At 70.5% G+C, this 14,232-nt stretch carries 16 protein-coding genes; 9 read left to right on the top strand and 7 right to left on the bottom strand.

Going from position 1 to position 14,232, the window contains the following annotated elements:
- The first annotated feature begins 177 nt into the window (after positions 1-177).
- On the top strand, positions 178-648 hold the full coding sequence (locus tag NB3_RS32795) for a QcrA and Rieske domain-containing protein (RefSeq protein ID WP_067811113.1): 471 nt from the start codon (positions 178-180) through the stop codon (positions 646-648).
- Between the two features lie 10 nt (positions 649-658).
- Here NB3_RS32795 and NB3_RS32800 read toward each other — a convergent pair whose 3' ends face one another.
- The 3 genes from NB3_RS32800 to NB3_RS32810 all read right to left on the bottom strand — a co-directional run bounded on the left by NB3_RS32800 (position 659) and on the right by NB3_RS32810 (position 2,813).
- The gene (locus NB3_RS32800) at positions 659-1,126 is read right to left on the bottom strand and encodes a VOC family protein (RefSeq protein ID WP_067811115.1); all 468 of its coding nucleotides are present in this window, start codon (positions 1,124-1,126) and stop codon (positions 659-661) included.
- 83 nt (positions 1,127-1,209) lie between these two features.
- Entirely contained in the window at positions 1,210-1,908 is a 699-nt protein-coding gene (locus NB3_RS32805) for a hypothetical protein (protein ID WP_244892176.1), read from the bottom strand.
- 14 nt (positions 1,909-1,922) lie between these two features.
- The gene (locus NB3_RS32810) at positions 1,923-2,813 is read right to left on the bottom strand and encodes a hypothetical protein (protein WP_067811174.1); all 891 of its coding nucleotides are present in this window, start codon (positions 2,811-2,813) and stop codon (positions 1,923-1,925) included.
- 211 nt (positions 2,814-3,024) lie between these two features.
- Between NB3_RS32810 and lspA the strand changes: the two genes are divergently transcribed.
- Genes lspA through NB3_RS32825 form a run of 3 tightly spaced genes read left to right on the top strand, consistent with a single transcriptional unit; the run spans position 3,025 to position 5,202 of the window.
- Complete coding sequence (gene lspA, locus NB3_RS32815) at positions 3,025-3,621, top strand: signal peptidase II (protein ID WP_067811121.1); 597 nt, start codon at positions 3,025-3,027, stop codon at positions 3,619-3,621.
- Positions 3,618-4,544, top strand: a complete 927-nt coding sequence (locus NB3_RS32820; RefSeq protein ID WP_067811124.1) for an RluA family pseudouridine synthase — start codon at positions 3,618-3,620, stop codon at positions 4,542-4,544. The genes lspA and NB3_RS32820 overlap by 4 nt, the downstream gene beginning before the upstream one ends.
- A complete protein-coding gene (locus tag NB3_RS32825; RefSeq protein WP_244892177.1) occupies positions 4,537-5,202 on the top strand; it encodes a hypothetical protein in 666 nt (221 codons plus the stop codon). Before NB3_RS32820 ends, NB3_RS32825 begins: the two co-directional genes overlap by 8 nt.
- A 1-nt stretch (position 5,203) precedes the next feature.
- Here the strand turns inward: NB3_RS32825 and NB3_RS32830 are convergent, their stop codons facing one another.
- Together NB3_RS32830 and NB3_RS32835 are read right to left on the bottom strand one after the other, a co-directional pair.
- The gene (locus NB3_RS32830) at positions 5,204-6,022 is read right to left on the bottom strand and encodes a PhzF family phenazine biosynthesis protein (RefSeq protein WP_067811129.1); all 819 of its coding nucleotides are present in this window, start codon (positions 6,020-6,022) and stop codon (positions 5,204-5,206) included.
- 81 nt (positions 6,023-6,103) lie between these two features.
- Positions 6,104-8,527, bottom strand: coding sequence for an HAD-IC family P-type ATPase (locus NB3_RS32835; RefSeq protein ID WP_067811132.1), 2,424 nt, complete (start codon positions 8,525-8,527; stop codon positions 6,104-6,106).
- A gap of 33 nt (positions 8,528-8,560) precedes the next feature.
- Here NB3_RS32835 and rarD point away from each other — a divergent pair, with 33 nt between their 5' ends.
- The 4 genes from rarD to NB3_RS32855 all read left to right on the top strand — a co-directional run bounded on the left by rarD (position 8,561) and on the right by NB3_RS32855 (position 10,780).
- Entirely contained in the window at positions 8,561-9,505 is a 945-nt protein-coding gene (rarD, locus tag NB3_RS32840) for an EamA family transporter RarD (RefSeq protein ID WP_371855957.1), read from the top strand.
- A 51-nt stretch (positions 9,506-9,556) separates the two neighbouring features.
- Positions 9,557-9,811 carry a type II toxin-antitoxin system Phd/YefM family antitoxin gene (locus NB3_RS32845; RefSeq protein WP_067811137.1) on the top strand — a complete coding sequence of 85 codons (255 nt, stop codon included), beginning with the start codon at positions 9,557-9,559 and terminating at the stop codon, positions 9,809-9,811.
- Positions 9,808-10,200 carry a type II toxin-antitoxin system VapC family toxin gene (locus tag NB3_RS32850; protein ID WP_067811177.1) on the top strand — a complete coding sequence of 131 codons (393 nt, stop codon included), beginning with the start codon at positions 9,808-9,810 and terminating at the stop codon, positions 10,198-10,200. The genes NB3_RS32845 and NB3_RS32850 overlap by 4 nt, the downstream gene beginning before the upstream one ends.
- Positions 10,201-10,276: 76 nt before the next feature.
- A complete protein-coding gene (locus NB3_RS32855; RefSeq protein ID WP_067811140.1) occupies positions 10,277-10,780 on the top strand; it encodes a PaaI family thioesterase in 504 nt (167 codons plus the stop codon).
- 104 nt (positions 10,781-10,884) lie between these two features.
- Here NB3_RS32855 and NB3_RS32860 read toward each other — a convergent pair whose 3' ends face one another.
- A complete protein-coding gene (locus NB3_RS32860) occupies positions 10,885-11,385 on the bottom strand; it encodes a WKL family lipoprotein (protein WP_067811142.1) in 501 nt (166 codons plus the stop codon).
- A 192-nt stretch (positions 11,386-11,577) separates the two neighbouring features.
- A complete protein-coding gene (locus NB3_RS32865; RefSeq protein WP_067811178.1) occupies positions 11,578-12,903 on the bottom strand; it encodes a DNA polymerase IV in 1,326 nt (441 codons plus the stop codon).
- A 402-nt stretch (positions 12,904-13,305) separates the two neighbouring features.
- Between NB3_RS32865 and NB3_RS32870 the strand changes: the two genes are divergently transcribed.
- Positions 13,306-14,193: a UTP--glucose-1-phosphate uridylyltransferase gene (locus NB3_RS32870; RefSeq protein ID WP_218020679.1), complete on the top strand. Its 888-nt coding sequence runs from the start codon at positions 13,306-13,308 to the stop codon at positions 14,191-14,193.
- Positions 14,194-14,232: the final 39 nt, after the last annotated feature.

Below are 14,232 nucleotides of genomic sequence, written 5' to 3' on the forward strand. Positions count from 1 at the left end.
AAGGTGTTCGAATCGATCGCCCGCGGGTAACCACAAGGAGCGGCGGACCCGGCCACGAAAGATGAGGGGGTCCGGGTCCGCCGCTACGCTCCCGATTGAACCGCCGGATCACCCTCCCCGTGAACAAGGCGAACGCGGAACCGGCACAGTGCAGGCCGCGCCTTCGAGGGAGATCCGATGAAACGACTCGAGCCCTGGCTCACCGACGACCAGCTCCGCACCCGGCGCGGCGTGGTCATCGCAGGCGCTGGCATCGCCGCCGCGGCGGCGGTCACCGCCTGCACCGCTCACGCCCAAGACGACGCCGCACCAGCGCCCGATGCCGCCCCCGCCGCGCCGGAGAACCGGCCCGCCGATGCGGACCGTGCCGCGAACGCGCTCGCCAAGACCGCCGACATCCCCGTCGGCGGCGGCGTGATCGTGGGCGACATCGTGGTGACCCAGCCCAGCGCGGGCGCCTTCGTCGGGCTCTCCTCGGTGTGCACGCACGCCGGTTGCAAGGTCGCGTCCGTTTCCGGCGGCACCATCAACTGCGCCTGCCACGGCAGCAAGTTCGCGCTGGACGGCTCGGTGGCACGCGGCCCGGCGAACAGACCACTCGCGCCGCGAGGCATCCGGGTCTCCGGTGATTCGGTGGTGGCGGACTGAGTCCGTGCGCTCAGGAGCCGCCGAACTGCTCGGCCATCCTGCGGTCCATCTCGTCGGGCGGCACATCCTCCACATGGGTGGCCACGGTCCACCGGTGCCCCCACGGGTCCTCGAACGCGCCACTGCGATCGCCGTAGAACTGATCGGTCATGGGGGTGAGTTCCTTGGCGCCCGCGGCCAGCGCGGCGGCGAAGGCGGCGTCGGCGTCCTCGACGTACACGTACAGGTTGACGGGGGTGCCGCCGATCGTCTTCGGGTCGAGGAAGTCCATATCGGGCGCCGAATCGCCGAGCATGACGACGGAGTCGCCGAACATCAGCTCACAATGCGCGATCTTGCCGTCCGGGCCTGGCATCCGCATGCGCTCGGTGGCGCCGAGAATGTTCTTGTAGAAATCGATCGCCGCCGCGGCGCCGTCGATCGCCAATCCGGGCGACACCACCGGATATCCCTCGGGAACTGGCTTGACATCGGACATCGGAAACCTCCGGTCGAGGCGTTGTGTCGGACCATGCCGAGCCTATTCCGGCGACCGGCGCGATTCGGCCGGATCGTCGGAAATCACGGTCCGGCGGCGCCCTGCAACCTGCGCACCTGGGCCGCGGTCAGCGCGCTGAGCACACCGGGGTCGACAGACTCCGGCGCGGTCACCGCGACCTGCGCCAACGTACTTCCCACCTGGACGATCGCGACCGACGAGCGGAGGGTCAGGTCGTCGCTGGTGGTGCGCACCTGGAACGGCGCGGAGGCATCGCCCGCAGGCGGCTGGGCGAGCCCGCCGACGCGGTAGTCGACCGGGATGTCCGATCCGTCGGCGCTGGCATAGTGCGCGCAGCGACGCAGGATTTCCTGCACCTCGGAAAAGGCGGCCCCGACCGTGTCCGCCGGATAACTGGCCGCGTCGATATCGATGCTGGAGAAATTCGGCCCCGCGTAGTGCGTGGACGCCCGCGCGAGCGCGCCGGAGCGTTGCGCACCGAGCGGCGCGAGCACTTTCACGCATTCGGCCGGATTCGTCGGCGAACCGCCGGCAGCGCCTCCCCCGGTCTCGGCCGCAGGCGGCAGCGCGGTGAAATCGGCGGGAAGGTCGGTGTCGCCGAGCAATCGCTCGCGCAGCCGAGCGGAATCGGTCTCGGGGGCGGTGGTCACGGGGGCCGCGGCCACGACCGGCCCCAGCGCGGGAAGATCGGCCTTTCCGGCAGGCGCGGGCTCCCGCGAGCCACATCCGGCGACGAGGAGCGGCACGAGCGCGGCCAGCATTCCGCACCGGCGCATCATTCGGCCCACGAGACCCGCGTATCGATCGTCTGCTGCAGCGTGCTCTCGCTGTGCGGGTCGCGGTAGGCCTGGTGCCCGCCGACGGTGATGGACCCGGCCACCGGCAGCGGCAAGCCGAGATCCACCGTGATGGTGCCCGCGCCCTGCATGGCGTAGTCGTCGATGTCCAGGGTGCCCGCGTTGTTGGGCAGGTCCCACACCGGCGACTTCGGCTTCTGGGTGACGCGCAGTTCGATGGTGAGCCGGTCGCCGTCGCGCTTGCTCAGCGTCGCGGTGGTCACCTGGTCCAGCAGGATGCCGCTGTTGACCTCCTGCCGCACCGTCCAGACCGCGCCCTCGCCGACGGGCTCGTCCGGGAACGCGATCGACCGATAGACGGCCTGGTAGAACGCCTGCTCGAGGGCGGAGCGAGCGGTGTTGGACGCGTCGGGCGCCGGCTCGAGGCGCAGTGCGGTGATCGCCCCCAGATCACTGAGGTCGAATCCGGCGTGCGAACCGCCGATCTTGGTGAGCGCTTTGGCCAGCGTCGGATCGGGCGAGGTGACCGTGCCGAGGGTGAGATCGATGCCCTCCGCGGTGGTCTCGGCGGTCATGGGGATGGTCATGGCCGGGGTGGAGAAGTCGGGCTTGGGCTGCCCGTCGATCCGCTGTTCGATGTGGTGGGCGGTGTAGAGGGTGACCCGCTGCACGGTGCCGGCCGGATACTCCGGCCGCAGCAGCGACCTGGGCTCGGCGCCGGCCGATTGGACCGTGGTCACGGCGGCCGGGATCGGCACGGTCACTTCCTTGCCGATGCCGAGCGGCTCCGTTCCGTCGACCTCACCGCTCGACTCGCCGCTGTCGCCGCAACCGACGCCGAGGGCCGAGAGCCCGACCGCGAGCACCATGAGCAGCACACCCGAGCGCGCGCTACGGGCATGGCTCGCGCTTCGTGGCAGGCGGGGAGAAGACAACACCGTCACGAGCAACAGGGTACGACCGATTCCTGAGTGTCAGCTGGGACATTCACAGGCGAGCCGGTCGGCGTGGCCGGCGGCCGGCTGCGGCGCCGGGCAGCGGCTATCGGACGCGCGCACCGGGCTCGATTCCGCTCGAGCGATGATGGTCGGTGTGAGTGACGACCGGCCGCCCGAGGAAAACCCAGCGAACACCGCAGATCCGACGACCGTGTCGGCTCCGCCGCAGCGCCTGCGGACACTGCTCGTCCTCGCCGCGGTCGTGCTCGGCCTGGATCTGCTCACCAAGACCATCGCGGTCGCGAAACTGACCCCGGGCGACCCGGTGCCGATCGTCGGCGACTTCGCGCGCCTGAGCCTGGTCCGCAATCCGGGCGCGGCGTTCTCCATGGCCACCGGCATGACCTGGCTGCTGACCCTGGTCGCGGCCGCCGTCGTCATCGGCGTGGTGCGCATCGGCCGCACCCTGCGCTCGCTGTGGTGGGCGATCGGACTGGGCATGGTGCTCGGCGGCGCGGTCGGCAATCTGGCCGACCGGCTGTTCCGCGCGCCCGGCCCGCTGCAGGGACACGTGGTGGATTTCGTCGCGGTGGGCTGGTGGCCGGTGTTCAACGTCGCCGACTCGGCCATCGTGTGCGGCGCGATCCTGCTGGTCGTGCTCACCGTGTTCGGCTTCGAACCGAACGGCACCAGGGTGGGCCACGGCAAGACGGGTGCGAGCGAGGGCAGCGCGGCATGAGGGAGACCAGGACTATGCCCGTCCCCGACGGGCTCGACGGCATGCGCGTCGACGCGGGCCTGGCCCGCCTGCTCGGCCTGTCCCGCACCGCGGTGGCCGCCCTCGCCGAGGAGGGCTCGGTGCAGCTCGACGGCGTCGCCGCGGGCAAATCCGACCGGCTCACCGCCGGGGCCTGGCTGGAGGTGATCTTCCCGGAGCCGAAGCGGGAACTGACCATCGAGGCCGAACCCGTGGAGGGCATGAAGATCCTCTACGCCGACGACGACATCGTCGCGGTGGACAAGCCGGTCGGCGTGGCCGCGCACACCGGCGTCGGCTGGAGCGGGCCGACGGTGGTCGGCGGGCTCGCCGCCGCCGGATACCGCATCTCCACCTCGGGCGCCCACGAGCGGCAGGGCATCGTGCACCGGCTGGACGTCGGCACCTCCGGCGTGATGGTGGTCGCGCAGTCCGAGCACGCGTACACGGTGCTCAAGCGCGCGTTCAAGCAGCGCACCGTCGACAAGCGGTATCACGCCCTGGTGCAGGGACATCCCGACCCGAGCAGCGGCACCATCGACGCCCCGATCGGCCGGGCCCGCGGCAACGACTGGAAGTTCGCGGTCACCGCCGACGGACGACCGAGCGTCACGCACTACGACACCGTCGAGGCGTTCCACTCGGCCAGCCTGCTCGACATCCACCTGGAGACCGGACGAACCCATCAGATCCGCGTGCACTTCTCCGCGATCCGCCACCCGTGCTGCGGCGATCTCACCTACGGCGCCGATCCGCGCCTGGCCGAGCGGCTCGGGCTGCAACGGCAGTGGCTGCACGCCCGCTCGCTGGGCTTCCAGCACCCCGCCGACGGCCGCTACCTGGAGATCACCAGCGAATACCCGGACGACCTGAGACACGCGCTGGACGTCCTTCGCGATGCCTGACCGCCGGATGCCGCCGTGGCGCGCGACCCTGCTCGCCGCGGCGGCCGTCGCGCTGGTCGTGCTGATCTTCGCGCTCGGCGCGCTGTATCCGCCGTATCGCACCGCGGTGTCCACCGACCGGCTCGGCCCCGACCAGGGCGAGCAGGTTTCGGAGTATCTCGCCCGCTCGCGTGAGTCGCTGGACACCGGTGGCGACGAACCGCGCTGGGCGCTGGTGTCGTTCACCGAACCCATCGCACCCGGCGATATTCCGGGACACAGCGGCGGATTGCGCATCGCGCAGGTGCTCTACCGGGTGCCCGCCCCCGGCGTGCAGACGCCGCTGGTGGCCGTGCCCGTGCCGGAAGGCGTTGCGGCGGCCGTGGATTCGGCCGCCGACGCGGCCTGGCTGCTGCCCCGCCCCGCCGACGAGCGTTCCGCGCGCGTGGTCGCGTTCTCGGCCGCGCGGCTGCGCGGGGGCTGCGGCTGCGTCGTCGGGCTGGTCGTCCGGGGCGCTCCGGCGCGACTGCGAGACCTGGCCGGGCAGAACGGCATTCGGGCGGTCCAGGCGCTTCCGGCCGACGCGGTGGCGGGCAGCTTCGCGGTGGCCCCGCTGCTGCCCGACTATCGCGACGTCGTCGGGCCCCTGCCCGACGACGGACCGGTCCCGGAACCGTGAGCTAGTCCGGCAGCGTGACGACGCCGTCGAGGTAGCGGCGGCACCGCCCGAACAGCAGCACCCGGTCGTCGGTCAGCTCGCAGCGCAGGCTTCCGCCACGGCGCGAGAGCTGCCGTGCGCGCAATTCGGTGCGGCCGAGCCGCTCGCTCCAGAGCGGAACCAGCTGGGCGTGCGCCGACCCGGTCACCGGGTCCTCCGGGACGCCGACGGCCGGGGCGAAGACGCGGGAGACGAAGTCGACCGAATCGCCGGGCGCGGTGACGATCGCGGCGCGTGGCAGCGCGGGGAACGCCGCCAGCACGGGCGCGACATCACGCACCTCCTGTTCGGTCGCCACCACGATCACCTCGTCGGTGCCGGAATACCCGCTCACCGGGCGTACCCCGAGCGCGGCGACGAGCGCCGGATCGGGCTGCACCGGAATGCTCGGGACGGCGGGCAGATCGAGGACGAACTCGTCGTCGTCGGTGCGGTCGACGTGCAGCCAGCCGCTGCGCGTGTAGAAGCTCACCCGGTCCTCGCCGGGGTGCAGGTCGGCCAGGATCTGCGCGGCGCTGGCCAGCGTGGCGTGGCCGCACAGCGCGACCTCGACCCGCGGGGTGAACCACCGGAGGTGGAAAGCGGGCCACTCGCCCGGCGGCACGCCCGCCTCGGGAGGTAAGCGCGAGGTGTAGAACGCGGTCTCGGCGAGGTTGTTCTCCTCGGCCAGCTGTTGCAGCAACGCATCCGGCAGCCACGACGGGAGCGGCATCACCGCGGCCGGGTTGCCCGAGAACGGTGCGTCGGCGAACGCGTCGATCTGGTGCAGCAGTACCTCCATAATCTCCAGAAGGTACTCCAAGTCTGAATGGCCGCTTCGCACAAGGCTTCTCGTGGCGCGGCGAGTCAAGCGTCCAGTCTGTCAGGCGGCCCCGCCGGGCGAGCTCGGCAGCAGTTGCCGCTTCTCTCCGCGCAGCGCCGCGCTCACCCACCAGGCCGCCTCGACGAGCACGACGCCGACCACACCGCAGACCACCGCCGCGCCGGTGAGCGCCAGGTTGGACGGGTCGAGTTTGAAGAACTCGCGGGTGAACGGAACGGTGAACAGGAAGACGTACGCCGCCACCGACGCCGCGATCAGCACCACCTTCCACCACACGTACGGCCGCGCGACGATGGCGAGCACCCACACCGCGATCATGATCAGCGTGATGAGCGCGGTCGTGCCGGCCTGGATCTTCTGCTGCTCGCCCGCGTGCGGCCCGGCGTAGGCGATCAGATAGGACACGAAGGTGGCCGCGCCGATCACCACGCCCGACGGGATGGCCAATCGCATGACGCGCCCGACGAAACCCGTGCGGGCCCGCTCGTTGTTGGGCGCGAGCGAGAGGATGAACGCCGGAATGCCGATGGTGAACCAGGCCGCGATCGTGACGTGGCGGGGCAGGAACGGGTAGCCGATGGGCTCGTAGTCGAAGATCTGCGACCCGATCCCGGCCATGCCGACCAGGAAGGCCAGCAGCACCGAGTACACGGTCTTGGTGAGGAACAGATTCGAGACCCGCTCGATGTTGCCGATCACGCGGCGGCCCTCGCCGACCACGTACGGCAGGGTGGCGAACTTGTTGTCCAGCAGCACGATCTGGGCCACCGCCCTGGTCGCGGGGCTGCCCGCGCCCATCGCAACGCCGATGTCCGAATCCTTCAGGGCGAGCACGTCGTTGACGCCGTCGCCGGTCATCGCCACCGTGTGCCCGCGCGCCTGCAAGGCCGACACCATGGCGCGCTTCTGATCCGGGCGCACCCGGCCGAAGGTGGTGTTGCCGTCCAGCACGTCGGCCAGTCCGTCGAGGTCGTCCGGCAACTGCCGCGCGTCGACCGGATGCTCGCCACCGGGCAGATCGAGCGAGGAGGCCACCGCGCCGACCGACACGGCGTTGTCGCCCGAGATGACCTTGATGGCGACGTCCTGGCTCGCGAAGTAGTCGAGCGTGTCGCGAGCGTCCGGCCGGACCTTCTGTTCCAGCACCACCAAGGCGGCCGGTCGGACGACCCCGGGAGCGTCCGTCGCGTCCACCGCCCGGTCGCCGCGCGCCAGCAGCAGCACGCGCAGACCGGAGGCGCCGAGTTCCTCCGCGACCCGTGCGTCCGCGGAATCCGGGTCGAGCAGCACGTCCGGCGCACCGAGCAGCCAGTCGCCGTGCTCGCCGTAGGAGCAGCCGCTCCACTTCTTGGCCGAGGAGAACGGCGCGACGGCGGTGCGCTGCCAGCCGGGACCGTCCGGCAGCGCCTCCGCGATCGCCTGCACGCTCGCGTTCGGGCGCGGATCGTCGGCGGCGAGCGCGGCCAGCGCGGTGCGCGCCTCGGTGTCGTCGAAGTCGCCGAGGGTCTTCAGGTCCGACAGCCGCATGCCGTTCTCGGTCAGCGTGCCGGTCTTGTCCGCGCAGACCACGTCGACGCGGGCCAGTCCTTCGATCGCGGGCAATTCCTGGACCAGGCATCGGCGCCGGCCCAGTCGCACCACGCCGACCGCGAACGCGATCGAGGTCATCAGCACCAGGCCCTCGGGCACCATCGGTACCAGCGCGGCCACCATGCCGGTGACCGCGGGCCGCCACGACTCGCCGCTGGAGACCAGCTGGTTGTAGATGCTCAGCAGGCCCGCGGGGATCAGCAGGTAGGTGATGAACTTCAGGATCTTGTCGATACCGCTGCGCAGCTCGGAGTGCACCAGCGTGAACTTGCTCGCTTCCTCGGCCAGCCGCGCCGCGTAGGCGTCCCGGCCGACCTTGGTGGCGCGGTAGGCGCCGGACCCGGACACCACGTAACTGCCCGACATCACCGTGGCGCCGACCGCCTTGTCGATCGGATCGGCCTCGCCGGTGAGCAACGACTCGTCCACCTCGAGCTGGGCGGATTCCTCGACCGTTCCGTCCACCACGATCTGGTCGCCCGGACCGAGTTCGATCAGGTCGTCGAGCACCACCTCGTGCGGCGCGACCTCGACGGCCCTGCCGTCCCTGCGGACGGTCGGCTTGGCCTGGCTCACGATGGCCAGCTCGTCCAGGGTGCGTTTGGCGCGGATCTCCTGGATGATGCCGACCGCGCTGTTGGCGACGATCAGCAGGCCGAACATGCCGTCGATGATCGATCCGGTGGCCAGCACCAGCACGAACAGGACCCCGAGGATGGCGTTGATCCTGGTGAAGACGTTCGCGCGCACGATGTCGCGCACCGAGCGGCTCGCGCGATCGGGGACGTCGTTGGTCAGCCCGTCGCGGCGGCGTCGCTCGACCTCGGCCGCGGTCAATCCGGTGGCGCCCGACGCCTGCACGGTAATCGACATGACCGCAAGGCTACGGGACAACTACGTTCGTACATCGTGCGGCGAAGCAGGTCCATCCCCGGTGTGGCGTTCGGTGCGAGCGCGTACTTCTTGTGGGGACTGTTCCCCGCGTTCTTCGGGTTGCTGGCGTTCGCCGATCCGGGCGAGGTGGTGGCGCAGCGGATCGTCTGGACGCTGGTGATGGTGCTGGCGGCGCTCGCCGTGACCGGCCGGATCCGCGAACTGCGCGGCATCGGCGGCCGGGTCTGGCGCCTAGCGGCCGTCGCCTCGGCGGCGATCACGCTGAACTGGGGCGCGTACGTCTACGGCGTCATCTCCGGTCACGTCGTGGAGTGCGCGCTCGGCTACTTCATCAATCCGCTGGTCACCGTCGCGTTCGGGGTGGTGATCTTCCGGGAGCGATTGGCCGTCGCCCAGTGGGCGGCGCTCGCGCTCGGCGCGACCGCGGTGGCCGTGCTCACCGTCGACTACGGCAGACCACCGGTCATCGCCCTGGCACTGGCATGTTCCTTCGCCACCTACGGCTTGGTGAAGAAGGTGATCCCGCTGGACGCGCTGCGCGGCATCGCCGCCGAGGGCATCGTCGCCGCGCCCTTCGCGCTGGCGTTCCTGATCGCCCTCGCGATCACCGGGCACAGCGCGTTCGCCACCGGCCCGAGCCACACCGCGTTGATGATGGCCACCGGGCCGGTCACCCTGCTTCCGCTGTTGCTGTTCGCCGTCGCCGCCCAGCGGGTGGCGCTGTCCACCATGGGCCTGCTGCAATACCTCACACCCGCACTGCAGATGGCCTGGGGCGTCGCCGTCGCGCACGAGCCCATGCCCGCTTCCCGCTGGGCCGGTTTCGCCCTGATCTGGGTGGCCCTCGCGATCTTTACTGCCGACGCGCTGCTGAGAACCCGCCGCACGCGCCGCGCGACCCGCGCAGCCATCACCGAATCCAGCCCGCTCGCGGACGAAACTCGGTCGACGCCATGAGCCACGATGTAGCCATTTGCTACGCACGTAGCAAGTGGCTACGCTTGTAGCATGACCGCGCTGCCCGCCCGTGAACTGCGAAATCACACCGCCGAGGTACTGCGTCGCGTCGAGGCCGGGGAAGAGATCGAGATTCTCAAGGACAACCGGCCGGTCGCGAAGATCATCCCGATATCCAGGCGGCGGCAATGGGTGCCCGCCTCGGAAATTCTCCGGGAACTGGCTCGCCTCGGCCCGGACACCACGGGCCTACGACAGGAACTACGAGAGACCCTGACCGAAACGACGGATGACCTGCCGTGGTGAGCAGTGAACGCGCACTGGCCGACACATCGATATTCATCGGCCTCGAGACGGAACGATTCGATCCGGCACGGTTCGACGGGTACGACTGGGGCGTCTCGGCTGTCACCCTGGGAGAACTACGCCTAGGGGTGCTGCGAGCTTCGAGTCCCGAAGTGTCGGCACGCAGGTTGGCGACCTACCAGCTCGCGCAACGGTTTCAGCCACTCGAGGTCGATGAGACCGTCGCGGAACATTGGGCGCTGCTGGTCGCACGCCTTCGGGCCGCCGGGCGCAGAGTCCCGATCAACGACTGCTGGATCGCAGCAACCGCACTGGCGCATGACATTCCGATTGTCACGCAAGATGGCGATTACGAAGCGATGCCCGACCTGACGGTGCGGAAGCTGTAGCAGTTCGTCGGAATCGGTCGCAAACGTGTCGGATCCGACACTTCTGTGGGCCGCGGCTTCTCCGTAGCGTCGATGCATGACCGCGCCCAGACCTCTCCGCTCCCGGACCGACGCATGGGGGCCACCCGCCGCGACTCCCGATCCGCTCGGCATGACCGGGCGGGAAATCCTGCAGGGCACACTCGACGGACGATTCCCGGGTGTGCCGATCCTGGGCGCACTCGGTTTCCGGCTGGCCGAGGTCGGCGACGGGATCGTGGTCTTCGAGGGCGAGGCGGGCGATCAGTTGCTCGATCCGGCGGGCGGGGTGTACGGCGGCTTCGTGGCGACGCTGCTCGAATCGGCTCTCGGCGCGGCCGTGCTGACGCGATTGGCGGGCGGGACGCGTTCCACCTCCGTCAAGATCGGTATCGACATCCACCGGGCCGTGCGCGGCGACACCGGAAAGCTGCGCTGCGAAGGCACCGCGATCCACGTCGGCCCCACCACGGCCAGCGCCGAGGCCAGGCTGATCGGCGCCGAAGACGGCGACCTGTACGCGCAGGCCACCTCGATGTACGCGATTCTGCGCATGCTCTGAGCGGCGCACCGGGCGTCGCGCGAACTACGAAGTGCGCCGGAGCTTTTCCTACGACGACGGCCGGTCACCGAGGCGGAGCCCCGGCGACCGGCCGTCGAGGGAGATCAGCTGCAGGCCACCGACTGCTGACCGAGGTTGGTCAGCATGGTGCAGGCCCATGCCTTCTGGATCTTCCACTTGCCGTTGTCGGCGACGAACGGCACGTCGACGATGTTCTCCTGGCCGTTGAGGGTGAACTTGGCCTTCGCGTTCACGCTGTCGCCGAAGGAGGTGACGTCGGTGACCTCGATCTTCACGTCGGCGCCGGACGCGGCCTGGGACAGGCGGTCCGGCAGCGTCGGATCGGCCTCGGCGCCCTGCACGTTGTCCAGCTTCTCGGAGGCGGGCACCGCCGGGTCGAGCGCACGGGAGAGGGCGGTGTTCAGCTCCGCGGGGGTCGGGACCGGCGGCAGGTTCGCGCTCGCGGTCGCCGACGCCTTGGCGCTGGTCGACGTCTTGGCGGCGGGCTTGCTGTCCTTGTCGTCGCCACCGCAGGCGGTCAGGCCAAGCGTGGCGACGATGGCCAGTCCGGCGATCGCGATGCGTCCAGTCTTACGAAGCTTCAACTGCTCGTCCTTTGCGTTCGAGAGGTCCGTGTCGTGTCCACCATGGCAGCCGCCCCCGAACCGGCGGCGCTGCACGAGGTCCCAGGCTACCGGCCCCGGGCGGCGTCACCCGGATCCCCACCGGGCCTGCGGTGGTCGTCGGCAGCGAACGTACGCGCTCGGCCGGGCGATGTCGAGCCGCGAGCCCAATTCTCAGAGCAGACTGCCCAGCGGATCGGCCCGGCTGAGCGCGGCATCGTCGGCGGCGAAGGTGCGCGCGGGACCCGGCCCGCTGGAACGGGTTTCGAAGCGGACGGTCACGACTCCGAGCCCGGCGCCCTGCACCCATCCGTGACCGTGCTCCGGATGCGACACGTCCATGCCGGGATGCCAGACGGCGACGGGTAGGACCGGCGCGGTGTGGGCGGCATCGCCGAGGTCCGCGGCGTGCGCCGGTTCGAGTTCCGGCTCAGCTGTGGCGATCTCGGCGGCCGGGCCGCGATCCAGTTCGGGGAACAGCGACTCCTGGCGGACGGTGGACAGGCCCCCGTAGCCGACGCCGACGAGGCGGATCGGGCCGAGTTCCCGCGGGTCGAGCGCGGAACGCTGCGCGGCGGCGGCGAGGGTGGCCAGGTCCTCGGTGGCATAAGGCAGCGTGAAAGAGCGGGTGACGATGCTCATATCGGACTTCTTCAACTTGAGCACCACCGTGCGCGCGGCGCGCCCGTCGCCGGTCAGGCGCCGGTGCGCGGCGGCGGCCATGTCCTCGATGGCCGGACGCAGCTGCTCGAGACTGACGATGTCGGTTTCGTAGGTGGTCTCGGCGCTGATCTGTTTCGCTTCGGTGCGTTCGGCGACCGGGCGGTCATCGATGCCGCGCGCCAGCCGGTGCAGCGCGGCGCCGACGCTGCCGCCGAGAATCGACATCGCCTCCGATTCCGGCAGCGCGGCGAACGCGCCGACGGTCTCGATGCCGAGCGAGCGCAACCGGCCCTCCGCGACCGGGCCGATCCCCCACAGCTTGCGCACCGGAAGACCCGCGAGCAGGCGCGGCTGCTCGACCGGCGAGATCACCCGCACCCCATCGGGTTTGGCCAGGCCGGAGGCGATCTTGGCCAGCTGTTTTCCGGTGCCGGCGCCCACCGAGGCGGTCAAGCCGGTGCGTTCGCGCACCACGGCGCGCAATTCCTCGCAGAACGCGTGCACCCGCGCGACCGTCGCGCCGGCCAGCTCGACGGGCTCGCCGAACGCCTCGTCGTAGGACAACGTCTCCAGCACCGGGATCCGGCTGCGCAGCGCGTCGAAGACCTGCCCGCTGACCACGCCGTAGACCGATCCCCGCGGCGGCACCACCACCGCGGTGACGCCGACCAGCCTGCGCGCCTGATGCATAGGCATCGCCGACCGGGCGCCGAAGACACGCGCCTCGTAACTGGCTCCGGCGACGACGCCGCGCCCGCCCGTGCCGCCGACCAGCACCGGCCTGCCGCGCAACGTCGGCCGGGTCAGCTGTTCCACCGAGGCGAAGAACGCGTCCATGTCGATGTGCAGCACCCAGCGCCGCGCGGCGCTGTCCGCGTCGGCGAGCACCGGTGGGCGCGGGCTCGCCGGAGTCTCGCCCTGGGTGCTCCCGATCCCGGTCGACGGCGCGGAGGCGCGCTCGACGGTCGGTTTCTCGGTACGCACGGGTGCAATGTACGCCCGTGCACCGACAGGCCGGAGCATGCGGTGACGCTGTCCGGTGGCTGTGCGCTAGCTGCTGATTACCTGTCGGTATCGGAGCGCCTCCGGTGGCGCCGCAGGAGGACCCTCGGCCCCGCCGCGACGGCCTTGATCTGCCCTTTTCCGCGCCGAACCAGATACCGGACAGTACTGAAATAACCGCCGACGTGCCGCGGGAACGGGGCCTGAGCCCCGGTCCGATATGTGATGATCGGACCCATGAATATCCGCAAGGCCGTCATCCCGGCCGCCGGTATCGGCTCCCGGCTGCTTCCGCTGACCAAGGCCATCCCCAAGGAGATGCTGCCGGTCGGCGACAAGCCGGTGATCGAGCACACGGTCCGCGAGCTGGTCGCTTCGGGCATCACCGACATCACCATCGTGGTCAGCAGCGGAAAATCACTCATCCAGGATCACTTCCGGCCCAATCCCGCGCTGGTGGCCCAGCTGCGCGCGGACGGCAAGACCGCTTTCGCCGACGCCGTCGAGGAGGTCGGCGAGCTGTCGCGGCTCGGCCACATCACCTACCTCGACCAGCACGGGCCCTACGGCAACGGCACCCCGGTGCTGAACGCCGCCCGTAACCTCGGCGACGAGCCCATGCTGGTGCTGTGGCCCGACGACGTGTTCGTCGCCGACGTGCCCCGCGCACAGCAGCTCATCGACGCCTACGAGGCCACCGGAGCCCCCGTGCTGGCGCTGATGCCGATGGATCCCGCCGAGTCGCAGCGCTACGGCGTTCCCGTGGTCGCCGACGACCACGGCAACGGCCTGCTGCGCATCACCGGCCTGCGGGAGAAGCCGAAGCCGAAGGACGCGCCGTCGTCCTTCGCCGCGATCGGCGGCTACGTCGTCACCCCCGGCATCATCGACGAACTGCGCAGGCAGACCGAAGCCTGGTACGAACACCGCACCGGCGAGGTATACCTCACCGACGCGATCAACGTGCACGCGGCGAACAATCCGGTCTACGGCCAGGTGATCCGCGGCCGGTGGTACGACACCGGCAACCCGGCCGACTACCTGGTGGCGCAATTCGCCTCGGCGCTGGCCCATCAGCAGTACGGACCGCTGCTGCGCACCCTCGCCGACGGCCTCGGCGACTGACCGCAGCTCGGCTACAACGCGGCGGCACCGAGTGGTGAC

The organism is Nocardia beijingensis NBRC 16342, from assembly GCF_001612785.1.
Classification (GTDB): domain Bacteria; phylum Actinomycetota; class Actinomycetes; order Mycobacteriales; family Mycobacteriaceae; genus Nocardia; species Nocardia beijingensis.